The sequence below is a fragment of the Bradyrhizobium sp. USDA 4516 genome (assembly GCF_054055915.1).
Window position 1 is genome coordinate 6,702,931 of record NZ_JBSRXT010000001.1, and the last position, 22,884, is coordinate 6,725,814.

The window sequence follows — 22,884 nt, forward strand, 5'->3', positions numbered from 1 at the left end:
CGGGCGACGGCGTGGACCCACACTGGGGTTGCCGTGTGCGCATCGCTTGTCCTGTTCATCGGGTCGCCGGCGCATGCCGCAACTGATGACGATACCGGGAAGGCGAAGATGGCCCGCGCGCCTGTGAAGCCAGCAACAGGGCGCAAGAAGCCGGCACAGGCGGCAGCGCCAGCCGTAGCTCCGTCGCAACCGGGAACTGCTGCGCCTGCAACGGTGTCGCGAGCTTGGTCGGCGGGTCCAAGCGCAGCGCCGGCGCCATCTGCTGGCGGTGCCGTGTCCCCGGAGGTCGCGAACATGATCAAGTTTGCGGCCTTCGACAAGCTGTCCATGAAAGGCTGGATCACGACGGTTCCACCCGCCGCGGAATCGATCTTCCAGGATCCCAACGGACTGAGAACGGCGCTCGCCGAATATGGCATCGGCTACGTCGCCTACAGCACGAACACATTCACCGCCAATATGCTGAACAATGCTCCGCCCAAGCCGCAGACCTATCAAGGGCAGATACCGACGACCTATTCCTTTTCGGAAGTGACGCTCAGCTACGACCTTGGCCGGCTTGGCTTGACAGGCGGGCAGCTCTCCGTCGGAGCCATGCTGACCGGGACGACCTGGGAGCCGCTCGGCCCCTCCGGAGCCAAGTTTGCGAACCTGTACTACTTCCAGTCCTTGATGGACGATACCGTGCAGCTTCAGGCCGGTGTGTTCTACAATGCGCAGAACTACCTCGGCTTGCTTGTCGCTGCCAGCATGGCAACAGGGCCGCAGGCTCTTGTCCCATACGAGCTCGGACTTTCGCGACAGGGCGTGCCCGCGCCCGGCGCCAACCTCATGATCAATCTGCCACACAATTTCTATAACAAGGCAGGTGTGCAGCGGAGTATCTCTCCGGACGGAGCGGACGTCGAGCAGCAGGCCAACCCAATCGGCCTTGGGTTCTCCAGTCCGGACGCCAAGGCTCTGTTCATCGATGAGTTTGGCTACAAGACGTTTGCATCACCCACGCAGGGATCGGTCTGGGTCCGCGCTGGCGGCATGTACAACACGTCGCCCTACTTCGATTTTTCCGCGGGGCGCAAGACCGATACGAACTGGGGGTTTTACGCGGCGGCAGACGTTCAGGTCTCGCAGATCTCGTCCGCCCCCTATGAGGCCTATCAAGGCTACTACGTGGGAGGTTTTTACATGACCTCCGATCCCGACAAGAACATGTATCAGAACTACTATGAGGGGCGCGTCTACGGCATGGGAATCATTCCCGGACGACCGATGGACCAGACGGCTCTCATCTTTGGCTACACCACACTGAGCAAGTCAGCTCTCGATTTTCAGGCGCTACTGACCGGGATCAGGCCCTTCGGTGATTATGCATCGGTCACGGTCAGTAACTCGTTTCGTCTGAATCCCGGCGTCTATCTCATGCTGGGGACGAGCTACAACGTTCATCCGAGTGCGACGCCGCGGCTTAAGAATTCACTCAACTTCATGGCGAGCTTGACGACGGCGTTCTGAGCTCTTCAGCGCGCGAGCGTAGCGGTCGAAGCCCTCAGGCGAAGTGACGAAGACGTGGGTGTGGGCTTACGAGCCCTGCCAGACACCCGAAAAAGGTCTCCAACATGAATCTCAGAGCGAATTTTGATAGGCAAGGTCTGTTGCCGTTAGCGACGAAAAGACCACCGATCAGCCCGGCCACGCGTATGCTCTATGGCGTTGGCTCCCTCGCGTTCGGCATCAAGGATAACGGCTTCAACGTCCTTCTGCTGCTTTACTATAACCAGGTAATGGGGCTTTCCGCCCAATTGGTCGGAACCATCGCGATGATTGCCCTGCTGCTCGATGCATTGATCGATCCGATCATCGGTTACGTTTCGGATCGTTGGCACTCCAGCTGGGGGAGGCGTCATCCATTCATGTATGTGGCTGCGATACCGGCCGGTCTAACCTATCTCCTTCTATGGAATGCGCCGTCGAGTTGGAGCCACCCGGCGCTTGCGATTTACCTGCTCGTGACCATCATTGTCGTGCGCAGCGTTCTGGCTCTCTACGAGATACCAAGCTCGGCCTTGGCCGCTGAGCTCTCCGATGACTACGACATCCGGACAAGCCTTCTCAGCTATCGGACGTTCTTTGCATGGTTCGGCGGTGTCAGCATGGCATTCGTGGCCTTCATCGTCTTTCTGCGTCCGGACATCGATCATCCCGTCGGCCAGCTCAATCCAGATGGATACGCGCACTACGGCGTAGTCGCCAGCGTCGTCATGTGCGTCGCCATCATGGTGTCTGCGGCCGGTACGCAACGACATATTCCCTGGCTTCGGCAGCCCGTGCATCGGGCGGGAGGTCTTGTTGCTGCCTTGAAGGATATGATCGGGAGTTTCTCAAACCGGGCGTTCCTGATCCTGCTTGCCGCCGGCGTATGCAGTGCCATGGCAGCTGGAATCCAGATTACGCTGAGTACCTACTTCAACACCTACTTCTGGGGCTTCGACTCGGATCAATTGTCGGCTTTGATGCTCGGAGTGCTCGCAGCGTCAATCCTCGGAGCAGCCGTCGCGCCACGCCTTTCGCGCCATCTGGGCAAAAAGCGATCGGCCATCGCGCTTTGGCTGCTGTCGATCGTCTTCTACTATGGTCCGTTTGTGCTGCGGCTTTCCGGCTATTTTCCCGCCAACGGATCCCCACTGCTACTGCCTGTTCTCCTGATCGCGATGACGATCTCTCTGACGTTGATCGTGAGCTCGTCGATCCTCACGGCGTCCATGCTTGCCGATGTGAGCGAGGCGAGTGAGCTGTCGACCGGTCGGCGTTCCGAAGCATTGCTCTTCTCGGCGAACACCTTCGCACAGAAATGCGTGTCGGGCGTAGGCCTCTTCGTGTCGGGCATGATCCTGACCTTTGTGCATTTCCCGGAAGGGGCCGTGCCCGGTCAGGTCAGCGCTGAGGTCTTGAGAGATCTGGCTCTTACTGCGCTTCCGATCCAGGCGGCGCTGTATCTGCTCTCGATCGCCTTTATCGCCGCGTTTCCGATCACGCGCGCAATCCACGAAGCGAATCTGGCGCGCCTCGCATCACGCGAATAAGCGCCCGCATGGGTGGCTTCGCGACAACGAGATCACGCGAATTGAGGAACGGATGGGCGTTTTTGATGTTCTCAAGAGGGTCGGCGGCAGTCAGATCGAAGGCCGCTACGACCGAAGTTTCGAGCCGGTTATGCAAGCCTTCTGCGCCAATTTCGCGGAGCGTGGTGAGCTCGGGGCCAGCGTTTGCGTCACGCACGAAGGCAGGAAAGTGGTCGACCTCTGGGGCGGGCAGGCGAGCTCCAACGGGGCGCGCTGGACGCGAGATACGATCTCGCTGGTATTTTCGGCGACGAAGGGGGCGACAGCGCTCTGTGCCCATCTGCTCGCCGAGCGCGGCCTTCTCGATTTCAATGCCCCCGTTGCCCGGTATTGGCCGGAATATGCGCAGGCCGGCAAACGGGAAACGACTGTCGCAATGGTGCTCAACCACACCGCGGGCTTGCCGCACTTGCGTGAGCCGGTCAGGCGGGGCGGCTTTTACGACGCAGCATACATGACCGACCTCGTTGCGCGGGCGGAGCCGTTTTGGCCGCCAGGTTCGCAGTTGGGATACCATGCGTTTACGTTCGGATGGATCATCGGCGAGATCGTGTGGCGGATCACTGGACGCAGTCTGGGTCGATTCTTTCGGGAAGAGCTGGCCATCCCAAACGGGCTCGACTTCTGGATCGGTCTGCCGATCGATCTCGAAGACCGTGTGGCGGAGCTTCACCAATCGCAGCCCGACGAGACGGCTTCGGTGTCGCGATTCATGCTCGCAGCGCTCCAGCAACCAGAATCGCCGGCGCATCTGTTCCTCGCCAATACGGGCGGCTTCGACTTCACGAGCCGTGAGGCGCGTGCGGCAGAGATACCCGCAGTCAACGGTGTCACGAATGCGCGCGGACTTGCCGGTCTTTATGCGCTGGTCGCAAACAGACGCTTATTGGCGCGGCCGGCGATCGCGCGCCTGAACAAAGTAGCGGTGACGACCCGGGAGGATGCTACGCTTCTGATGCCGACCCGGTTCAGCTTCGGTTTCATGAAGTCGATCGATAATCGCAGTCTGCCGGGCGCGGACCAGAGCTGCGTTCTCTCCGGCGCGGCCTTCGGCCACGCGGGAGCCGGCGGATCATTGGGATTCGCCGACCCCCGGGCGCGCCTGAGCTTTGGATACACGATGAACCGGTTGGGTAGGGGGATTCTCCTCAACTGCCGGGGACAATCGCTGGTGGACGCGACCTATCGAGCTCTCGGTTATCGATCGAATCTCGGAGGCGTCTGGAAGATCTAACACTCGGAATCATCGTCGCTCCTGCAACCCACTCCTTTCCGGATCATTCAACATGTATTCGCGTCAACGATTAAGGCCTTCCATCGACAAGAAGCGACCTCTGCAGGGAAAGGTCGCGTTCATCGCCGGTGCGTCCGGTGGGATCAATCTCGCGATCGGCCGAGCGCTCGCCAATGCTGGCGCCAGGATCGCCGTTGTCAGTCGTAGTCAAGAGAGGATAGCGAAAGCGGCCCGAGATCTGGTTGCCGATGGACACGAGGCTATCGGGCTCGTCGCGGATGTACGGGACTATGGTCCGGTTGAGTCTGCCCTGGCCCTGACGGTCGAGCGGTTCGGAAACATCGATATCGTGGTGTCCGGAGCCGCCGGAAACTTCCTTGCTCCGGCGATGGGCATGTCTGCCAACGCTTTCAAGACAGTGGTCGAGATTGACTTGATCGGCACCTTCAACGTGCTGAGGGCGGCATTTCCATATCTGCGCCGGCCTGGCGCATCTCTGATCTCGATAACAGCACCGCAGGGCACGACACCGAGCATGTTTCAGGCCCACGCCTGCGCCGCGAAGGCCGGAATCAACATGCTGACGAAATGCCTTGCCATGGAGTGGGGGCCCGCCGGTGTGCGCGTGAATGCAATCTCACCGGGGCCGATCGCAGAGACCGTCGGCATGGCAAAGCTTGCGCCTACGGCCGAGCTCGAAGCACAAGCGAAACAGCGAATTCCCTTGCGGGACTACGGCACCAAGGACGACGTGGCGAATCTTGCGCTATTTCTGGCATCTGACCTGGCAAGCTACGTTACGGGGGCAATTCTTAACTGCGATGGGGGTGTCAGCCTCGGAGACGCCTCTGCGGACGCGATCGACGTCTCGCACGCGGTACCCGAGCGGGCGAACGGGCCCGACCGCCTCAAAGCCGATGGATCCAAGCCGGCAGAGCCATGATGTTTTTGCAGGCGAACCTAGTCCCGCATCTCCGTGGTTCCTTTGACCGGACGTAAGCCATTTGGGCTGAGCCGGTTTCTCGCGGGCACGCTGGTGTGACTGCATCTCCTTCTCCTCACGCGAAAGATCTCACACAATGGAAGGTCCGGCATCTTCGATGTGGTCGACGGAATCGCCCGGTTTCACTGCAGCCCGGCACGTGCACAAGAGACTGAGGGCCTGGTTACTGGATGAAGCCGTTCCGTTGTGGATGAGGATCGGTCTCGATGTGGCCGGCATCTTCTCGGAGGCGATCTCCCAGGGAGGGCATCCGGTGGTGGCTGCTCGGAGAGCAAGAGTACCGGCACGACAGATTTACGCTCTCCTTACGGCCTATCGACTTGGCGCTCGGTTGGACGTCGAGCGGCTGCTGCGCGGCGTTGACAGGTACTTCGTCGATTTTCTGCGCACAGATGGGCTCTTTCGAAGTCTACTCTCTCACGATGGCATGATCCTGTCAGAGGGCGCTGCACTTTACGATCAGGCGTTTGCCATGTTGGCTGGCGCTGCCGTGTCGAGGCATTCCCGGCGGCGAGCTGAACGGCTTGCGTATTCGGTACGCGATTGTCTGATCGGCTCGTATCGGCATCGCGGTGGCGGCTTTGTGGAAAGCGACCGGCCAACCACCCAGCGATATTCGAACCCACACATGCATTTGCTTGAGGCCTGTCTCGCCTGGATCGAGCTCGACGACAGCGGGACCTGGCAACAATTGGCGCATGACATTGTTGACTTGGCGCTTACACGCTTCGTCGGACGCGGAGGGGCGCTTTACGAATGCTTCAACCCTGACTGGTCGCCTCAGGTCGGTATTGCCGGTCGGATCGTTGAACCCGGACATCAATTCGAGTGGGCGTGGCTTCTGACCAAATGGGCCAATTTGACGAGGAATGACTCGGTTTACCCGATCGTCGATCAACTGCAGAAAATCGGCGAAGAGCATGGCATTGCCCGCCCTCGGTCTGTCGTGGTCGATGCTATTCTTGACGACTTCACGGTGCTTGAGGACACGGCCCGTCTCTGGCCCCAAACGGAACGGCTCAAGGCGGCGGTTGCGCGCGCCGCGCGCGAGGGGGATGGGTGGTGGGCGATAGCTGCCGAAGCCGGCAAAACCCTCGAGCGATTTCTCCGGACGCCCATCAGAGGGCTATGGTGGGACCAGATGTCAGGGAACGGCGAACTTACAGGGGCAGCTACTGCGAGTTCACTTTACCATCTGGTATGCGCGATCGATGCTCTCGATAAGGCCATCCATCGGCGTTTGGCGCTGCTGGAATCCAGGTCTTCGGAGATTGCAGTGATCGGATCCGGCGCCGGCCGCAATGCCAGCGCCGGTGCAGGTGAGGAATGATCGACAGAGCAGACCAACCTGCGAACGATCCGCCAGTCGCACGGGCTCGCGGGCGCTACCCGAGCTACACCCGCGGTCGGTTGCAACGCTTTGCGCAAAGGTTGCTGCGCAGGGTTCACTCCGATCGGGTGCCGGTGGTTTCTCTCCAGCTTGCCGGACCGACCGGGCGCATCAGTCTGGAAGAGGCCCTCCGGCTGGACTATCGGCCAGTCGCTCTGGGCGAGAAGCTCGGGCCGCTTTGGGCGACTTATTGGGTCCGCGTCGTGGCCGAAGTACCGAAGACCTGGGCGGGTGCGAGAATAGATCTCCATTGGGATAGCCACTCGGAAGCCTTGCTCTGGCTGGACGGACGCTCGTCGCAAGGTCTCAATCCCGGTCGCCACACCGCGCCGCTGTTGCAGTCGGCATGCGGCGGGGAGCAGCTCACCTTCTACGTCGAAGTAGCCTGCAACGGCCTGTTCGGCGCGTTCGGCAGCAAGCCGCAAGGCTACGCGTTGGCCGCTTGCGAACTGCGTCGCTTTGATCCAGAGGCGTCGGCGTTCTATTTCGACTACAGCGTGCTTCGCCAGCTCGAAGCAGACAGGGATCCTTCGAACAGGTCCCGCTCCTACGGCGGCGTAGGTGAGGTCGTACAACCTGCCTTGGACCGAACATGGGCCGGCCGGCTGCTGCACGAGCTGAACCGCGTGTGCAATATCGCTGATCCCGACGATCGCGCGACCTGGCCCGCGGCGCGAGCGATTCTCGACGGCCTGCTCAACGCACGCAACGGCACCGTCGCGCACGAACTATCGGCGATCGGGCATGCTCACCTCGATACGGCCTGGCTATGGCCATTGGACGAAACGCAGCGCAAGGCGCAACGCAGCTTCTCGACCGCCGTTGCGCTGATGGACCGCTATCCCGACTTCAAGTTCGCCTGTTCTCAAGCCTATCAATACGCCGTCATCGAACAGAACGATCCTGGCCTGTTCGCGCGCATCCGCGCCAAGGCAGCCGCCGGACAATGGATCCCCGTGGGCGGCAGCTGGGTGGAACCCGACTGTAACCTGCCGTGGGGAGAGTCGATCTGCCGCCAGTTCTTGTACGGTCAGCGTTACTTCGAGACAACATTCGGGCGACGCTCGGCCGTATTCTGGAATCCGGATGTCTTCGGCTATGACGGCCAATTGCCCCAGCTTATGCACCAGGCGGGAATGTCTCGATTCCTGACTCAGAAGCTGTCCTGGAACAAGTTCACCTCGCCGCCCCATCACAGTTTCCATTGGCGCGGCATCGACGGCAGCACGGTGCTGACCCATTTCCCGCCCGCGGATACCTACAATGGCTCAGCTGAGGTCGCGGAGCTTCGCTATCACGCGGCCAACTACAAGGACGCTGACCGGTCGGCCGACGCACTCTATCTGTTTGGACATGGCGACGGCGGCGGAGGTGCCGATGAGACGATGCTCGAGACACTGCAGCGCGTGAGGGATTTGCAGGGGCTTCCAAGGATTCGGATGCGGACCGTGGACGAGTTCTTCGATCGCCTTGCGATGTCGGCCGAGGATCTCGCCACGATCGAGGGTGAGCTCTATCTCGAATATCATCGCGGCACCTTCACCACGCAGGCTGAAATCAAGCGCCTCAATCGTGCCTGCGAGGCCGCCCTTCAAGCCCTCGAATTCGTGGCCGCGCTTATGTGCGCCTGGAAGCGGCCAGCGCCGTCGGCGGGCGACATCGAAGATCTGTGGCGCACGGTCTTGGTCAACCAATTTCACGATATCATTCCGGGCAGCAGCATTCGCGAAGTATACGAGAGGGCGGAAGCCGACCTCGCTGCGGTGGAGGCAAAGGCCAAACGCCGCAGCCAGCTGCTGCTCGCAGCATTGTGCGACGCCGGCGGAGCCTGGTGGACGCCGGTTAACCCCCTCGGTGTCTCTCGCGCCGAGGTCATGTCCGATCCAGAAGGCGCACTCCGCTATGTCGTTGCGCCACCGTTCGCGGCCGGTGAGGTGGTTGCGACGGATGAGCGCGTCACGATGTCGGCCGGTCCGGACGGGTTCGTCCTGACGAACTTGTATCTTAGAGCGCGAATCGACCGCAACGGCCTGGTCCAGTCGCTGGTCCATCTGCCGACCGGCCGCGAAGCCTTGGCATCGGCGGGTGCCCGGTTTCTGCTGTATGATGACAGGCCGCTCGACTTCGAGGCATGGGACATCGATCCGTTCGCGCTGGAGACGGCGCGGGAGCTGACCGGAGAGGTGAGCTTCAGCATTCTGTCGGATGGTGGCGTCAGGGGCGAGATCCGCTTCGAGCGGGCGCTCGGGAAAGCGAGCCAGCTTGCGCAGGTCATCCGCATGGACGCCGGAGCACGCCACCTCGAGTTCGAGACCTCCGTCGACTGGAAGGAGCGCCGGACCCTTCTGAAGGTGATGTTTCCTGTCGCCTGCCACGCATCGCGTGCGACCTATGAAACCATGTTCGGTGCGACCGAGCGGCCGACGCACGCCAATACGGATGCTGACGCGGCCAGGTACGAGGTTCCTGGCCATCGATGGTCGGATCTGTCGGAGCCGGATTTCGGCGTGTCGTTGTTCAGCGCCTCCAAACACGGGTATTCGACGTTTGGCAACCAGCTTGCCCTCACACTGCTGCGCGGCGCTGTATCTCCCGACCCGAACGCCGATCTTGGACGCCACTGCATGCGCTACGCGATCTATCCTCATGAGGGCGATTGGCGCGCCGCCGGCACGGTCCGGCACGCCCTGTGCTTTGCGCGTCCGGTGCTTTGGACCAAGGGGCAACCGCATGAACCGCTGCGACAATCGTTTCTGCGGGCGTCTCCGTCCAGCGTGATCGTCGATACGATCAAGCCGGCGGAAGATGGAAGAGGGTGGGTCGTCCGGCTCTACGAAAGCTCAGGTGTTCAGGTGCGCGCGATGCTGGAGTTCAGGGTCGACGTATCGTCGGTGTGGGCGAGCAACATCCTCGAAGATCGAATTGAGCAGTTAAGGATGGACGGTCGTACCTGCCGCCTGTCGCTGCGCGCGTTCCAGGTCATGACCATTCGCGTGTTTCCGGCGCCGTTGAATCGCGAGTAGCGGCGATGCATCAACCTGCTTGCAGCCGTCGAAGACTGGAGGGAATGGCCGCCGCACATTGGCGCGTGCGCGCATCGAAAAGCCCTGCCAATGTCCGGTATGGGCGTCGGTTGCACAGGGCTGAGCAACTTCAGCGAACCAGGCTGCAAGCTCATGGGAGCCTTTGAACGTCTGCTCGAGGAGTTTGCCGATGCCGTCAACACGGCTGAAGGAGCGAGCGGCTTTGAGAAGGTCGCGCGGCGTACGGCTGAGCAATTGGGATTTCGGTGGTTTGCCTATCTCGATATTGTGAGCGGCCAGCCCGCGATCGTCTCATCCTATCCCAAGGCATGGACACGGCGATATGCCGAACGCGACTATCAGCGGCTGGACCCGGTGGTCCGCCGCGTGTCACGTGACAAGAAGATATTCAGCTGGAGCAGCAGCGCGCGCGATCGATCGGTGAGTCAGGCAGAACGCCAGTTCTTTGATGAAGCCAGTACCTTCGGCATCAAGTCCGGTCTTACGATTCCAATCAGGGGCGGATTTGGGCGAACGGTGGCCTTTACGCTTGCTGTGGACGAGAAGGCGATGGTGATTGAGCGTCCGGCTACGGAGCTGCTCGAGATCGTTCACGTGATCGCAGTTTATTTTCACGCGCACCTTTCTGCCGAACGACGCCGATGTCCAAGGATTTCAGATGGACAGGACATCCTAACCCAACGAGAACGGCAGTGCCTCACCTGGACTGCGCAGGGCAAGACAATGACGGACATTGCGGTGCTGGTCGGGATATCGGCACGAACCGTCTCCTTCCATTTGGAGAACGCACGCGCCAAGCTCGGAGCGGCGTCGATTGCGCAGTGTGTCGGCGAGGCGTTGCGCCGAGGACTGCTCCAGTGATTTCATGCGGATGAATTAGGACAGCGCCAGCTCTTCCAAGAATAATTCCAAAACGGATGTCATCGGCTGGTCCTAGCTTGACGTTGATGGATCACGTTTCCCTTTGAAATTGCCTCCTGTAAGATTCAACAGGTGAAGCGAACAACACGCTCTGATTGTGTGACGGCCTCTACGGAATGCGGAGGTCAGGCGTGCAGATCGTTGCCATCGAGAGCCATCAGTTCAGTGAGCACTTCGACGTGCTGAGGCAAATGTATGGACTCCGACGTCGAGTATTCAAGGATCGCCTCGGATGGGAAGTGTCGATCGGCAACAATATGGAACTCGATATCTTCGACACGCTCAATCCATCGTACCTCGTGATGCTCTCCAATCGGAAGGACGTGTTGGGATGTGTGCGTCTTTTGCCAACCACAGGGCCGACCATGCTCAGCGAGGTGTTCAGCTCGTTGCTTGAGGGGGAGCCAATGCCGCGGGATCAGCAGGTCCTGGAGAGCTCACGCTTCTGCGTCGATACGGAGCGGCTCGGACATTCGCCAACTGGGGGATTGAGTCGCGCGACCTTCATGTTGTTTGCTGCAATGATCGAGTACTTGAAGTGCACCCAATCCAGGTCGATTGTCACCGTGACCGACGTTCGCATGGAGCGGATCCTGCGCCGCGCCGGATGGCCGCTCGAGCGGATTTCGTCCCCCAGACCTGTTGGCACAACAATGGCGCTTGCCGGTTACCTCCACGGTGACACTGCGGCTTTCTCGACCCTGTGTCGGCAGGCCGAGATCTCGCCGCCCGTCCTCAAAACCCTCGCTCGGTCGGAATGCGTCTGATGCGTGCGCATTCGAGCCGCAGGACGACGCGAGCCTTCGATGACTCGATGGTAACTCTTATCCGCGGTAGGGCCCGCCGCCGTCCGGGCGCTTCGCAGCGGTGAATGGTAGCGGTCGTGGCGATAACGCTATGGGTTGTAAGGATGCTGGCAGATCCCCAGAGGAGCCGCGTCGTTCTTGTGAATCCCGCGCGGACCCTGTCGTTGGGGGCAACCGGCGAACGGGCGGCGAGAGCTGCTGAGCGTCTTGAGCTGCTCTCCACATGCCGCGAATGGCTTGCCGTGCCGACCTTTGCCATCGGGGAATATGACTCTGATGCCATGCCCGTCACGTTCGGCGCCGGCGTCTGTCATCTCGGCGGTCAAGCGCTGGATCTTTGGTCGGACACGCAATTTACTTCGGATCTGGAGGCGTCGGCAGGTCATTGCATCTTCCTCGGCGGATTCTGGCTCGACGAGGACGTCCTGATACTGGCCCTGGAGGGTGTTTGGCTTGGCTATGATATCCGTTTACTGCTCGATCTCTCATGGCCGAGGCAGGATGGGGACCTGTTCCTGGTGATCCAGCGCCTTATGCTTCACGGCGTCATCCCGACAAACGTGCGCCAGATGCTGCTGGAATGGACGGTTCATACCGGAAATCGTGATCTGAGAGACAAGGTCATGCGCTTGCTGGGCTGATATGAGCCGGCCGGCTGCGGCCGGCGCTCCTTGATCGGCTCCGAACGGCGGTGTGGGCGGCGCTCCCTTGTAGCCGCGAACCGGCAAGCCGCAACCGCGCCCCATCGATCTTCTGCTTGACCATCTTGCCGCTGAGCGCGGTCCTCCGCTGTCGCTCCGGCCGTTGCGGTGCGCCGTGCCTCGAGCGTTCGCGGCTATCCGGTCGCTCTTCGCCGCCCACCCCGCCAGCGGGGACCGGTGCGGGGAAGTGAGCAAGGGACAGCATCATGTTACACAAACGAAGCCGCAACGCGGCCAAGCCGCGCACGACGCTCTATGAAGAAATCACCGCCCGGATCGTCTCCGAACTCGAACAGGGCATCGTGCCGTGGGTGCAGCCCTGGGGCCGCGGCAAGGAGCAGTCCGTCGTTGGGTTGCCGCGCAATGCGGCGACCGGCCGGGCCTATTCCGGGATCAACGTCCTGATCCTGTGGGGCAGGCTGTTCGATGCGGGGTATCGCACGCAGCAATGGCTCACCTTTCGCCAGGCCAACACTCTCGGCGGCACGGTTCGAAAAGGTGAGCAGGGCTCCGCCATCTGCTACGCCGACAGGTTCGTTCCGAGCGACCGGCAGACGCAATCGCAGGATGATTTGCCATCGACGCCGGACCAGGCGAGCGGGCCGGAGACCGTCGCCTTTCTGCGGCGCTATACGGTATTCAACGTCGCGCAATGCGACGGCCTGCCAGGCTATTGTCATGACGCGCCATCAGTTCTGCCGGAACGCGAGATCGTGCCGGAGGCCGAGGCGCTTGCCGGAGCAACGCTTGCCGACATCCGCCATGACGGGGCCGAGGCGTACTATGAGTGCGACCGTGATTGCATCCAGCTGCCGCCGCAGCCGGCGTTCTTCGATCAGATCAACTACTATCGCACCCTGTTCCACGAACTCGGGCACTGGACAGGACATCGCAGCCGTCTGGACCGCGACCAGACCGGCAGTTTCGGCTCAAGGCCTTATGCCAGCGAAGAATTGGTCGCGGAGATGACGGCCGCATTCGTTTGCGCAACCCTCTCCATATCTCCGACGGTTCGACACGCCGACTATATCGGCAACTGGATCGAGGTCCTCCGCGCGGACAACCGCGCGATCTTCCGCGCCGCAAGCAGGGCTTCAAAGGCTGCAGACTTCCTGCTGGCCTTCCGCCCGCCTGTTCTCGCTCCCCCGGCGGCGGCCGTCGATTCGTCTGACATGATCCCGGATGCAATTGAGGATCACCCGCGGCAGCCCGGCTGACGCAGGATGGCAAGGAGCAGGAGCGGGGGCTGTCCCGTATGGCCCTCCAGCCCCAACTCGTGAAGCCGCCTGGACGCTGCGTGCGGCCGGAGCAATCATTTGGCCGGCCCCCGGCGCCGACGCATCAGGTGCTGATCGGCGGGATCGCCGCGAACGGCAGTCTGCAAAAGGACCGCCAGCGCAAAGAAACCGGACCCATGTGCATCAATCCAGTGGCTGCTCGAGCCGTGTGCACATGGGGCCGGCCTGATCGTCGCCGCAGCCTCGCAAGAGCATCTTGCGATGCATCCGGTCGCCTCGTCGCCATGATCGGCGCGACCGGCGGATGCCGCGGCGGCTTGGGCGCGCGGAAAACCGCGCGCTTACTTCTTCATCTTCTTGGTCTTCTTGGCGACCTTCTTGGTCGCCTTCGCCGTCTTCTTCGCCTTCTTCGCTTTCTTGGCCATGTCGTCCTCTTGGTTCGGTTGGCTCGAGGAATATGCGAACGCCGTGAATCTGCGTGCGCACCATCAAGCTAATCTGAAACTAGCAAGATTGATACCACGTTGGGTTAACGCGTAGCCTGGCGTTGCGGACCGAGCAGCGATGCCCGCGTGCTGCTCTTGCTCCGCAGATGTTTTCATATTCCCTTGCCGGCGAGATGGCGCGCCGATTTGCCGACGAGCCGCAGGCCCCTCGAGCGTGCCTTGCGTTCGACATGCCAAGGCCCGGGAGCCGTGCTCTTGCCCCAATCGGCCGGAACGATCATAAGCGCAACCTCAAGGCGTGGTGGGCTCTCTTGAATATGTCGCATCACAGGCGAGCTCGGCGCGACGGCGGCGAAGCGGCTTCAAATCAGGTCCGCTTCGACGCCGCCGACTGGGCATGGGAGTTCCTGCGGCGTAACGCCGACTATGCCGCAGACTGGCGGCGCTCCGTCCCGCGTCATCTTCCGTGCCTCGCGTTGAGCGACGGCACGCTATTGTTGCGGCTGCCGCGCCGGTTCCCGCAGGCCGAAAAATGGGGCCTGCTGGCTTTTTCAGACCCTGCGCTCGCCGCGCGTGACGCGCCGGTGTTCTGGCATGCGCGCGCGCTGAAACGCGTGGCGCGGCTCAAGGCGTTGCCGCCGCGCGAGGGCGACGAGGAACCGCCGAACGTGCTCGCCGACTTCAAGGTCGAGCGCCATGCGGTCATCGACGCTGACGGCCGGCCGCTCGTGCTGTTGAAGGGCCACGGTGTCCACGTCGCGGTCGAGCTCCATGATCTCCCGGTTCTGACCCGCAGGTTCCGGCCGGTGTTCGAGCTCGAAAGACTGTCGGAGCTTGCGGCCCAGACCGAACTCTTGAAGCGCCTGCAACGTTTCATGGTCAAAGAGACGGCGCCGCCCGAAACATCACCCTTTGGCGCCGACGAGCGGCTGCGCCAGGCGCTGCTTGCGCTGGACGAAAGCCTGAACGGCAAGACCTATCGGCAGATCGCGACCACGATCTTCGGCGCGAAGATGGTTGCCAATGAATGGCAGGGGCCGAGCCAGTTTCTCAAAGACCGGACTCGGCGGCTGGTCGCCAAGGGCACCGAGCTGATGAAGGGCGGATACCGCGATCTGCTCGGCTGAGCGGGCGGCCTGCCTCACGGTGGACGAGACCTGCCCGCACGGGGTGGCAAACCGCGCTCGCTGATCTTCGCCACTCGAATTTGAGCGCGATCTGACGACGCTTCTTCTCGCATCCTGCGCGTTGCGCGGGCTCTCGCGAGAAGGAGTGCCGGACAACATGACGAAAATGGAAGACAAGCAGCCTGACAAGCCGTTCCTGAATACGGCGGAGGCGGCAGCCTGGCTCAGGCTCACCAAGAACACGCTGGAGAAAATGCGCGTGCAAGGGCGCGGACCCGCCTACCGGAAGCACGGCCGCTACGTCCGCTATCACATCGAGGACCTCGTCGAATTCTCGCAGGCCAGCAAGCGGAGGTCGACCTCAGATGCGGATTGATTCACGCCGTCGTTTCAGAAGGGCCGCGATCCTCGTAGTCATGTGCGGCGGCATCGTCACGCTGTGCATGGCCTTTGCCGACCGCGCGCCGCTCCTGATCTACAATGCTTCCGGCAGCGCGCCGCTCGGCTTTTACGTGCTCGAGCAGCGCTTGCCGGTGAGGGGCGAGCTTGCGGTGCTGAGGCCGCCGCCTTCGATCGAGCTTCTGATCGTGGCGCACGAGGTCGCGCCTCAGGCGGTGCCGCTGCTCAAGCAGGTGGTTGCGGTTCGCGGCGATGAGGTCTGCCGCTCAAAGGACCCGACGGACGCGATTTCGATGGGCGGCAAGGTCATTGCCGAAGTGCAGGCGAAGGACCATGCAGGCCGGCCGTTGCCGTCCTGGGAGGGCTGCATGCGGCTCGTCGACGGGGAGTATTTCCTGCTGCAGCCGCATCCTCTCTCGTTCGATTCTAGGTATTTCGGTCCGGTCCTGCGCTGCGATATCCTTGGCGTCGCTCGTCCGCTCTGGACGTGGAAGCCGGACGTATGAGTGGTGGGTAACGGTGCGCGTTCCAGCGGAGCGCGCGCCCTTCCTCCGTTTCTTAGGCCTGGCACGATCGGCGGCGTCCAGCCACGCTCTTTCAATGAGATCCCACGCCGATCGCAGTGTCGACCGCTTCGCTATGGTGGACCCCGATGGACAGCAAAATGCACTTATCCAATTTCTGATCGTCTGTCGAAATCGAAGCCATCGAACTCGCTGGCTGAGCTTGATATCGAGCGGCGAGGTCAGATCCGGCACTTCGCTACTCGAATTAGCCAGTCTTGGTTCAGAGCAGTCTCGCGCAGTGGTCGACATCCGCGGGCCATGCCTGATCCATTTCGCCATTAGTCATTTGGTAATTGCGATCTTTGATCGGAGGTTAACCTCTCTGGCCGAGACTTTGTATCCAGCCTGACCGGAGACGTGGAAGTTGTCCTTCCAGCTGACCGTCCTGAAAGTGCTGGCCGGCCAGCCCGCCGGGCGAGCCTCCGTTGCCGAAGTTCGGCACGCGGTCGAAATACTGATGAACAGTGGAAAAGATTGGACTGATCGCATGAAGCGATTGGCCGAACATGCGCCTGACCTGAATATCTTCTTGGCCAAATTTGTGGTTCGCGATGCGGACGGTTGGGAGATCACGGAAGAGGGACGGCAATTCCTCGCCGCGCTTCAAACGGCGGTCGCTGTTCGAAGGTCGTCGCTTCGCCCAGTCGACGATCCGCCAACGAGCGAGCCCGCCGTAAGGAACGCGGTGAAATTGCCTGATCCTCCGCGCGGGCACCGTCGCAACGGGCCGCGGCGCCGTCGCGGGAAAGGTCGATCCAACCGGCGTACAGCGTGAAGCATTACTCACAAAGCACCGATCTTTTTTGCATTAGTTATTGATGGACATGGACATGAATGCTCTTCCGGACAGGCGAAAGTCCGTGCGTAATCCATCGCTGGACAATGCGTTGATCAGGTTTGGAGACCTGTCATTATGCTGTGTCGTGCGCGATATCACAGAGAGTGGCGCAGCGCTCAGGGCAGAAGATCCGCCATCCTCGCTTCCCGACCAATTCACCCTTATCGTTCCGCCCAGCAGGACCTACTCGTGCAATGTCGTTTGGCGTGAAGACGACTGGGTCGGCGTCGCGTTCGTGGTGTGACGACTGCTTCCCAAATGCACGTGAATTGCGTGGAAAACCCATGGCAATATGATCTACGTCACATTGGTCCTGCCTAACTGGCACTATCCTGCTGATTTCAGCGGGACGCCATGGACGACGACTTTTGCAAAGAGAGAGCACGGACTGTGCGGGCGCTCGCCGAACAGGCTGATCCTTTCATCAGGAAGCGTCTGTTGCAGCTGGCCGATCACTACGAACGGCGCCTCGTGATTCAGCCAGATGGCGCCGATCGCGATCCAAGGGAAGGCGCAGGACAGCGAACCACGTTCGCAGGCTGCGGAGTGGAACCGCAGGGGCCACGTGAGCGGCACGAGTAGGCTCCAAGAACCGGCCGCGCGCCTGGTGGAGCGCGGCCGATTTCATAGATTAAAGTGGCTACTCCCAACGCAAGCCCTTCAGGGGCACGATCCGTCCGATCCACGCCAATTGCTGCGGCCAGAGTGCCTGTGTCGCGCCTCCTTTTACGTGGCGAGGCGGCCAGGCCGGACGGGTTGATCCTGTCATGACGCCGCGCTTCGAGAGCGCGCTCTGACGGATGTTCTGGCGGTGCTGCGGGTTCATTTGCGCAAAAATGCGGCCGGGTTCTTTACCCTGGTCCGTCTGCGTCCTGCCTGCGATTGATGCACGGGCATCGGCTTGTCTTCGGCCGATCCGGCCGTGTTCTCGTGCTGCGCAGGCGGCGGTCGCCAAGGTCATCTCCGTCGGTTCCGTCATGAGCTCGCGTCCAACGCAGTCTCGATTGGGCTGATCAAGCCCGAGGGACGGCAAGAGCCTCGATCGCCTTCCCGCAACGGCTGCGTCTGCTTTTTTCCCCTGCCGCGAAGCGGCGGCATTCCTCGCGAAGCACAAAAAAGCAGGCTTGTCGCCGTCCTCCGCTGGCGCTGCGGGCCTTATGGCTGCGGGCCGATCGCTCCCCGGGCCAGGGATCGCCATCGAGGCTGCGATGGACGCGGCCCGAGCAAAACAGACGGAGATTATCATGGCGACCATCGGCACTTTCACGGCTTCCGACAACGGCTACACCGGCTCGATCAAGACGCTGACGCTCAACATCAAGGCCAAGCTCGTCGCATCCGAGACGGACAACGACAAGGCTCCCGACTACCGGATCTTTGCGGGCAGCACCGAGTTCGGCGCCGCCTGGAAGAAAACCGCCCGCGACAGCGAGCGCGAATATCTCTCGGTCAAGCTCGACGATCCGAGCTTCCCAGCACCGATCTACGCCTCGCTGGTGAAGGTCGAAGGCGAGGAGGGTTTCAGCTTGATCTGGTCGCGTCGCAACGGCGACTGACCCTGTCGGATCATCGGCCCCGCCTCCCCGGAGGCGGGGCCTTTTTGCGTGTGTGCCGAGCATGACCGGCAGCTTGGAGGTGGAAGTCCTCTATCCAGCCTGATGACGGTGAAGGATTAGCGAAGCGCAAGGGCGTCATCGCGAGGTGGGGTCTGAAGGAAGCGTGGACCAAAGCCGCGGCCCGATGGACAAAAACCGGATAACGAGGCCTACCCGGCCGGACGAGCGAGCACGTGATCGCGAAGTCCACGGTCATCAAGGGCCGGGGTGGTAAATCCGGCGGGCGTGCGGCGAAGGCGGTCGATCTTACCTCGGGAGATCTGCGCTGCGTCTCGGCAACGAGACTGAGGTCGTCGTAAGGCGATCTGACCGCAGTGCAGAAGTCAGCAGAGGGCATAGTAGGCGGAACGAGTTTCGCCGAAGGCCTGAACGCTGGAAGTGACGAGTAGATGCAGCGATATCGCATCGGCCATGCGACTGAATTCCGGGCAACTGGCCTCGGAACGGCGGGAAGGGGTGAAACCCTGACTGACGCTGATCAGAGGAGTCGAAGCTGGCGCGACGATTGCTGACACCCAAACTACGGCGGCAACAGAACAACTCTTGCCGCTTAATCCAGCGAACCGCCGTATACGGACCCGTATGTACGGTGGTGTGGGAGGGGAGGGGCTGCGAGGCTCCCCCCTATCCCGATTTCTCGCGTCGCTTTGCAAAGAGCAGAGCAGTATTTTCACGTTCAGTAGAGGGCTTTTCCGCCGGCCAAATACGATCAGTCGGACGGATTTCGTGCGCGGCGTTCCGCGCTGATTTCCCGGAATTCCATGTCGCTTAAGGCTCCGATTGCGCGCGCTGTCTCGCCAGTTCGAACACCGGCCGCGCCCTGCGCGCGATTGCTCTCTGAGCCCGAATTGCTGTTCGGCCGATTGCTGAAATCCAATCCCTCGGGACTTGCACCTTCGGACCTGTGGCGATTTAAGCAAAGTGAGAGACAGCAGGGCTGAGGGCGGAGCAGAGTGTGGCGTAAGGCAAGATTAAAGCACCGGCGTTCGACGAGCTCCAAGTCCTTGTCTGCACATCAAGGAGTTGGCGATACGGCGCAACGGGATGTCGCCAATCAGGCTTCAAGGCGATGCCAGTGCTCGTCGTTCGCGTCTGCGACTTGGCGAGGGATCTTTGGCTTCACATATCCGCGGTCTTCTCAAGGGGAGCCCGTGTCATGCATGACATCGATGACGACGAACTCGAACCGAAGCTCGGCCGCATCGGCAACCGCAAGGCCAGAAAGCCTGCCGGATACCTTCGACGTGTTCGGCAGGCCGCAGAACGCGCCGGCCACACGGCTCATCACGCGTCGAACTTCTCGGGCGGCCGGATCGGCCGCGGATACGCGCAAGGTGCGGTGCTTGCCGGTCGGGGCCGGAACAAGAGGCAGCGCCGGGTCGTGGTCAAGGCGCGGATCGTGCGCATCAAGGCCGGCGACGCAGGCGCCGTCCGGGCGCATCTGCGCTATGTGCAACGCGACGGCGTGACGCGCACAGGTGAACCTGGCGAACTCTATGATGCAGCCAACGATCGCGCCGACGGCAAGGCGTTCACTGAACGAAGCGCCGGAGACCGCCACCAGTTTCGCTTCATCGTGGCACCGGAGGACAGCGCGGAGCTCTCTGATCTGAAACCCTTTATCCGTGACCTGATGCGGCAGATGGAGAGTGACCTCGGTACCAGGCTCGACTGGGTCGCGGCGGATCATTTCAACACGGGCCATCCGCATAGCCATGTCGTGCTCCGCGGCAAAGATGCCGCGGGGCATGACCTCGTGATCGCACGGGACTATATCGCCCACGGTCTTCGGGCACGGGCTTCCGACCTCGTCACCCGCGAACTCGGCCCTGAGACCGAGATCGAGACCGCGCGCAAGCTTCAGCAGGAAGTCACGGCCGAGCGGTTCACGCGGATTGACCGGGCTATCCTGCGCGATGCCCGTGATGGTGTCCTTGAGCTTGCACAGGCCGCGCGGGATCCGGTTTGGCACACGATGCGCATGGGCCGGCTGCGGACGCTCGAGCGGATGGGATTGGCGGAGGAAGACAGTCCCGGCCGCTGGCGTCTTGACGGGGAGCTCGAATTGAAGCTCCGGCGGATGGGCGAGCGCGGCGACATCATCAAGACCATGCATCGCGAACTGCGTGCGGCGGGTATCTCGCGGGCGGCAGCCAGCTATGCGATCTTCGATCCGCGGAGCGAGGGCCGGCACCTGATCGGGCGGGTCGTTGGCGAAGGGTTTGCGGACGAGCTGACGGAGCGCCGCTATGTGGTGATCGATGGGGTCGACGGGCTGGCGCACTATGCCGAGGTCGGCGCTCTCGGCGCCAACGAAGAGCTGCCCGCGCGGAACACGATTGTGGAGCTTAGGCCGCGTTCGGCGCAGCTGCGCCCGGTGGATCGAACGATTGCCGAAGTGGCCGCGGCCAATGACGGCTTTTACAGCGAGCGCCTGCACCGGGAGTCGGATCCGCAAGCATCGGCCGAATATATCGGAACCCATGTCCGGCGACTGGAGGCGATGCGTCGGCAAGGGACGGTCAGCCGCCTTGCCGACGGCGGCTGGAAGGTCGGCCAGGACTATCTCGATCGGGCCTTTCGGTATGAGGAACTCGAGCGCTCGCGCAATCCGTTGCGCGTTGCGGTGTTGTCTTGGCAAAAGCTCGAAGAGCTGCCGCAGGCAGTCGGTGCGACCTGGCTCGACCGGAAGCTCCTCGCAAGGGAATCCGATGGGCTCGCGTCAACCGGTTTCGGCGCGGAGGTCGAGACGGCATTGCGGGCGAGACGACAGTGGCTGATCGAACAGGGGCTGGCGCGAGAAGAAGGAGGGCGGGCGCGCTATGCGCGGAACATGCTGCATATCCTTGAAGAGCGCGAGCTGGCGAAAACGGCGGCGGACATTTCCGCTCGTACGGGGCGCGAATATCGCAACGTCAGGGCCGGCGACAGCCTCAGCGGCGTCTACAAGCGAATGCTCACGCTCAGTAGCGGACGGTACGCGCTGATCGAGCAGTCGCGCGAATTCGTCCTGGTGCCCTGGCGGCCGGTTCTGGAGCGCGCGCGTGACCAACTCGTCAGCGGCAGCGTCGGCGGAGCGGGCATTTCCTGGTCGATCGGAATGAAGCGCGGCATCGGACGCTAGTCCAGAGCCTCCCCGACTTCGACGGGGCTAGCCGGGTGCAAGCCCGACCCTGTACCGCTGTGCAAGGCGCCAGAACCAGTCCTGATCGAGGTCAGTCGATCGATTTCTCTGACTGAGCTGCGTGCGCGATCGAACAGCGCATAACAAAGACCTTCGTCGTCGTGGCGGGCGTAATAGGCGATGCCGTCGGGACTGAACGGATGATTGAAAAGCGCCTTCGACCAGGCCTGCGGTACGTCGTAAGGCAGTCCGCCATGCACCACCTCGGCGGTCGCGCCGAAAATGGCGAGCGAGGGGCCGGCCAGTCTGGCCAGCGAAAGATCTGATGTGATCTCGAGGCGAGCATAGGCCTTGCGACGGAGCAGGCGGGGATCGAGCAGGGTCCGTCCCGGCACGCGCAGGAACGTCTCCGCGAAGGCGCCAAAAGGCTCCCGGGCGGCATAGAGAACGCCATAGCTCCCGTCGGGCGCGTTCAGCCGGCCGAGACGCGATGTGTCGAAGAAGATCGGATCGTACCCGGCGGTGTAGAACCGGTGAACAATCGTACCCGTCCGCAGCCGGACCTGGCGGGGACGGCGGCGATCGAGATCGTCCGGCCGCAGCGGAGCGCTCACGCGCCTTGCTGAGCCATGCGCCGGGCGGCCTCGACCACAAGTTCAACCTTGCCTTCCCTCAGGAGGTCGATCGGCTTGCGGCCACCCAACCGGTCGTCAGGCTGGGCGAGGAAGTTCAGAACCGTCCAGGGGTTGTTGGTCGGCAGCGCCTCCTGGACGGACTTGAGACCTTCGACGACGGTGCCGTCGACGTTGAACTGAAGCGTCGGAAAGCTTCGGTGGTTGCTGGGACCCGGTACCGCAAGGAGGCTGCCTTCCTGCACGCGCTTGTCGACGGCCTGCCGCGAGATGCCCCGCAGGAGCGTTCTGACCTGGTCCAGATCATACGCACCGCCGGATCGCCGAAGATCCTCCTGCGCAATGCGGACGCCCTCGAGAACGGCGAGCGCGCGGGCATCGGGCGCGAATGCGTCCTTGTTGACGACAGCGGTTTTCTTCGCCGCCTCGGAGAAGAACCGGAATGCTTGCCCCGTTAGTTGCTTGTTCTGCTCACGCACCTTCTGCAGTGCGGTCACGCTTTTGGAAACGATGGCGACCTGCGCGCCGGCAGGGAGCGCGAGGCTCTTCAGGGCCGCGGGTTTCTACTTAAGTACCATCATCACACCGTCCTCGTGGACGGACAGATCCTCGGTACCGGAGGGCTTTGACTGTGCCTTGGACATGAGCTGAACTCCGCCTTCAATATCGGTAAATGCAAC

Annotated in this window: 22 protein-coding genes; 17 read left to right on the top strand and 5 right to left on the bottom strand. The window is 62.0% G+C overall.

The features are described from left to right. Positions 1 to 294: 294 nt before the first annotated feature. The 10 genes from ACVI1L_RS30510 (at position 295) to ACVI1L_RS30555 (ending at position 13,435) form a co-directional block, all read left to right on the top strand. A complete protein-coding gene (locus tag ACVI1L_RS30510; RefSeq protein WP_370144979.1) occupies positions 295 to 1,512 on the top strand; it encodes a carbohydrate porin in 1,218 nt (405 codons plus the stop codon). Between the two features lie 185 nt (positions 1,513 to 1,697). Further along, positions 1,698 to 3,080, top strand: a complete 1,383-nt coding sequence (locus ACVI1L_RS30515; RefSeq protein ID WP_456784584.1) for an MFS transporter — start codon at positions 1,698 to 1,700, stop codon at positions 3,078 to 3,080. A gap of 52 nt (positions 3,081 to 3,132) precedes the next feature. Continuing rightward, on the top strand, positions 3,133 to 4,353 hold the full coding sequence (locus ACVI1L_RS30520) for a serine hydrolase domain-containing protein (RefSeq protein WP_456784585.1): 1,221 nt from the start codon (positions 3,133 to 3,135) through the stop codon (positions 4,351 to 4,353). A 52-nt stretch (positions 4,354 to 4,405) separates the two neighbouring features. Then, complete coding sequence (locus ACVI1L_RS30525; protein WP_456784586.1) at positions 4,406 to 5,296, top strand: SDR family oxidoreductase; 891 nt, start codon at positions 4,406 to 4,408, stop codon at positions 5,294 to 5,296. 136 nt (positions 5,297 to 5,432) lie between these two features. Then, positions 5,433 to 6,686, top strand: a complete 1,254-nt coding sequence (locus ACVI1L_RS30530) for an AGE family epimerase/isomerase (RefSeq protein ID WP_456784587.1) — start codon at positions 5,433 to 5,435, stop codon at positions 6,684 to 6,686. Next, positions 6,683 to 9,769 (top strand): alpha-mannosidase, encoded by a 3,087-nt coding sequence (locus ACVI1L_RS30535; RefSeq protein ID WP_456784588.1) that lies wholly within the window; start codon positions 6,683 to 6,685, stop codon positions 9,767 to 9,769. The genes ACVI1L_RS30530 and ACVI1L_RS30535 overlap by 4 nt, the downstream gene beginning before the upstream one ends. A gap of 90 nt (positions 9,770 to 9,859) precedes the next feature. Further along, positions 9,860 to 10,651, top strand: coding sequence for an autoinducer binding domain-containing protein (locus ACVI1L_RS30540; RefSeq protein ID WP_456784589.1), 792 nt, complete (start codon positions 9,860 to 9,862; stop codon positions 10,649 to 10,651). A 191-nt stretch (positions 10,652 to 10,842) separates the two neighbouring features. Beyond that, positions 10,843 to 11,478, top strand: a complete 636-nt coding sequence (locus ACVI1L_RS30545) for an acyl-homoserine-lactone synthase (RefSeq protein ID WP_456784590.1) — start codon at positions 10,843 to 10,845, stop codon at positions 11,476 to 11,478. Positions 11,479 to 11,621: 143 nt separating this feature from the next. Next, positions 11,622 to 12,158, top strand: coding sequence for a hypothetical protein (locus ACVI1L_RS30550; RefSeq protein ID WP_456784591.1), 537 nt, complete (start codon positions 11,622 to 11,624; stop codon positions 12,156 to 12,158). 266 nt (positions 12,159 to 12,424) lie between these two features. Further along, positions 12,425 to 13,435 carry an ArdC family protein gene (locus ACVI1L_RS30555; protein ID WP_456784592.1) on the top strand — a complete coding sequence of 337 codons (1,011 nt, stop codon included), beginning with the start codon at positions 12,425 to 12,427 and terminating at the stop codon, positions 13,433 to 13,435. Positions 13,436 to 13,639: 204 nt separating this feature from the next. On the opposite strand, the gene ACVI1L_RS30560 is transcribed toward ACVI1L_RS30555, so the two are convergent. After that, positions 13,640 to 13,945 (bottom strand): hypothetical protein, encoded by a 306-nt coding sequence (locus ACVI1L_RS30560; protein WP_456784593.1) that lies wholly within the window; start codon positions 13,943 to 13,945, stop codon positions 13,640 to 13,642. Positions 13,946 to 14,219: 274 nt separating this feature from the next. Here ACVI1L_RS30560 and ACVI1L_RS30565 point away from each other — a divergent pair, with 274 nt between their 5' ends. From ACVI1L_RS30565 to ACVI1L_RS30585, 5 genes are all read left to right on the top strand, one after another. Next, positions 14,220 to 15,029 (top strand): DNA -binding domain-containing protein, encoded by an 810-nt coding sequence (locus ACVI1L_RS30565; RefSeq protein ID WP_456785630.1) that lies wholly within the window; start codon positions 14,220 to 14,222, stop codon positions 15,027 to 15,029. A gap of 157 nt (positions 15,030 to 15,186) precedes the next feature. After that, a complete protein-coding gene (locus ACVI1L_RS30570; protein ID WP_035633119.1) occupies positions 15,187 to 15,405 on the top strand; it encodes a helix-turn-helix domain-containing protein in 219 nt (72 codons plus the stop codon). Beyond that, positions 15,395 to 15,934, top strand: coding sequence for a S26 family signal peptidase (locus ACVI1L_RS30575; RefSeq protein ID WP_456784594.1), 540 nt, complete (start codon positions 15,395 to 15,397; stop codon positions 15,932 to 15,934). The genes ACVI1L_RS30570 and ACVI1L_RS30575 overlap by 11 nt, the downstream gene beginning before the upstream one ends. Positions 15,935 to 16,358: 424 nt before the next feature. Then, positions 16,359 to 16,769, top strand: coding sequence for a hypothetical protein (locus ACVI1L_RS30580; protein WP_456784595.1), 411 nt, complete (start codon positions 16,359 to 16,361; stop codon positions 16,767 to 16,769). A gap of 55 nt (positions 16,770 to 16,824) precedes the next feature. Next, positions 16,825 to 17,076 carry a PilZ domain-containing protein gene (locus tag ACVI1L_RS30585; RefSeq protein WP_225641530.1) on the top strand — a complete coding sequence of 84 codons (252 nt, stop codon included), beginning with the start codon at positions 16,825 to 16,827 and terminating at the stop codon, positions 17,074 to 17,076. Between the two features lie 83 nt (positions 17,077 to 17,159). Here the strand turns inward: ACVI1L_RS30585 and ACVI1L_RS30590 are convergent, their stop codons facing one another. Continuing rightward, entirely contained in the window at positions 17,160 to 17,408 is a 249-nt protein-coding gene (locus ACVI1L_RS30590) for a hypothetical protein (protein ID WP_456784596.1), read from the bottom strand. Between the two features lie 64 nt (positions 17,409 to 17,472). After that, complete coding sequence (locus ACVI1L_RS30595) at positions 17,473 to 17,811, bottom strand: hypothetical protein (RefSeq protein ID WP_456784597.1); 339 nt, start codon at positions 17,809 to 17,811, stop codon at positions 17,473 to 17,475. 265 nt (positions 17,812 to 18,076) lie between these two features. Here ACVI1L_RS30595 and ACVI1L_RS30600 point away from each other — a divergent pair, with 265 nt between their 5' ends. After that, positions 18,077 to 18,388: a DUF736 domain-containing protein gene (locus ACVI1L_RS30600; RefSeq protein WP_456784598.1), complete on the top strand. Its 312-nt coding sequence runs from the start codon at positions 18,077 to 18,079 to the stop codon at positions 18,386 to 18,388. A 1,216-nt stretch (positions 18,389 to 19,604) separates the two neighbouring features. Continuing rightward, complete coding sequence (gene rlxS / locus ACVI1L_RS30605; protein ID WP_456784599.1) at positions 19,605 to 21,572, top strand: relaxase/mobilization nuclease RlxS; 1,968 nt, start codon at positions 19,605 to 19,607, stop codon at positions 21,570 to 21,572. On the opposite strand, the gene ACVI1L_RS30610 is transcribed toward rlxS, so the two are convergent. Then, positions 21,569 to 22,186: an RES family NAD+ phosphorylase gene (locus ACVI1L_RS30610; RefSeq protein ID WP_456784600.1), complete on the bottom strand. Its 618-nt coding sequence runs from the start codon at positions 22,184 to 22,186 to the stop codon at positions 21,569 to 21,571. The genes rlxS and ACVI1L_RS30610 overlap by 4 nt on opposite strands. Further along, positions 22,183 to 22,701, bottom strand: a complete 519-nt coding sequence (locus tag ACVI1L_RS30615; RefSeq protein ID WP_456784601.1) for a hypothetical protein — start codon at positions 22,699 to 22,701, stop codon at positions 22,183 to 22,185. Before ACVI1L_RS30615 ends, ACVI1L_RS30610 begins: the two co-directional genes overlap by 4 nt. Between the last annotated feature and the right edge of the window lie 183 nt (positions 22,702 to 22,884).

What these genes read in the sequence shown, in the direction of transcription:
- ACVI1L_RS30565 (WP_456785630.1), top strand. Translation starts at nt 14,220, where the DNA reads ATGTCGCATCACAGGCGAGCTCGGCGCGACGGCGGCGAAGCGGCTTCA.
- ACVI1L_RS30510 (WP_370144979.1), top strand. Translation starts at nt 295, where the DNA reads ATGATCAAGTTTGCGGCCTTCGACAAGCTGTCCATGAAAGGCTGGATC.
- ACVI1L_RS30600 (WP_456784598.1), top strand. Translation starts at nt 18,077, where the DNA reads ATGGCGACCATCGGCACTTTCACGGCTTCCGACAACGGCTACACCGGC.
- rlxS (WP_456784599.1), top strand. Translation starts at nt 19,605, where the DNA reads ATGCATGACATCGATGACGACGAACTCGAACCGAAGCTCGGCCGCATC.
- ACVI1L_RS30550 (WP_456784591.1), top strand. Translation starts at nt 11,622, where the DNA reads ATGCTGGCAGATCCCCAGAGGAGCCGCGTCGTTCTTGTGAATCCCGCG.
- ACVI1L_RS30595 (WP_456784597.1), bottom strand. Translation starts at nt 17,811, where the DNA reads ATGACGGAACCGACGGAGATGACCTTGGCGACCGCCGCCTGCGCAGCA.
- ACVI1L_RS30525 (WP_456784586.1), top strand. Translation starts at nt 4,406, where the DNA reads ATGTATTCGCGTCAACGATTAAGGCCTTCCATCGACAAGAAGCGACCT.
- ACVI1L_RS30570 (WP_035633119.1), top strand. Translation starts at nt 15,187, where the DNA reads ATGACGAAAATGGAAGACAAGCAGCCTGACAAGCCGTTCCTGAATACG.
- ACVI1L_RS30575 (WP_456784594.1), top strand. Translation starts at nt 15,395, where the DNA reads ATGCGGATTGATTCACGCCGTCGTTTCAGAAGGGCCGCGATCCTCGTA.
- ACVI1L_RS30530 (WP_456784587.1), top strand. Translation starts at nt 5,433, where the DNA reads ATGGAAGGTCCGGCATCTTCGATGTGGTCGACGGAATCGCCCGGTTTC.
- ACVI1L_RS30515 (WP_456784584.1), top strand. Translation starts at nt 1,698, where the DNA reads ATGCTCTATGGCGTTGGCTCCCTCGCGTTCGGCATCAAGGATAACGGC.
- ACVI1L_RS30560 (WP_456784593.1), bottom strand. Translation starts at nt 13,945, where the DNA reads ATGGTGCGCACGCAGATTCACGGCGTTCGCATATTCCTCGAGCCAACC.
- ACVI1L_RS30520 (WP_456784585.1), top strand. Translation starts at nt 3,133, where the DNA reads ATGGGCGTTTTTGATGTTCTCAAGAGGGTCGGCGGCAGTCAGATCGAA.
- ACVI1L_RS30555 (WP_456784592.1), top strand. Translation starts at nt 12,425, where the DNA reads ATGTTACACAAACGAAGCCGCAACGCGGCCAAGCCGCGCACGACGCTC.
- ACVI1L_RS30540 (WP_456784589.1), top strand. Translation starts at nt 9,860, where the DNA reads ATGTCCGGTATGGGCGTCGGTTGCACAGGGCTGAGCAACTTCAGCGAA.
- ACVI1L_RS30585 (WP_225641530.1), top strand. Translation starts at nt 16,825, where the DNA reads ATGAATGCTCTTCCGGACAGGCGAAAGTCCGTGCGTAATCCATCGCTG.
- ACVI1L_RS30535 (WP_456784588.1), top strand. Translation starts at nt 6,683, where the DNA reads ATGATCGACAGAGCAGACCAACCTGCGAACGATCCGCCAGTCGCACGG.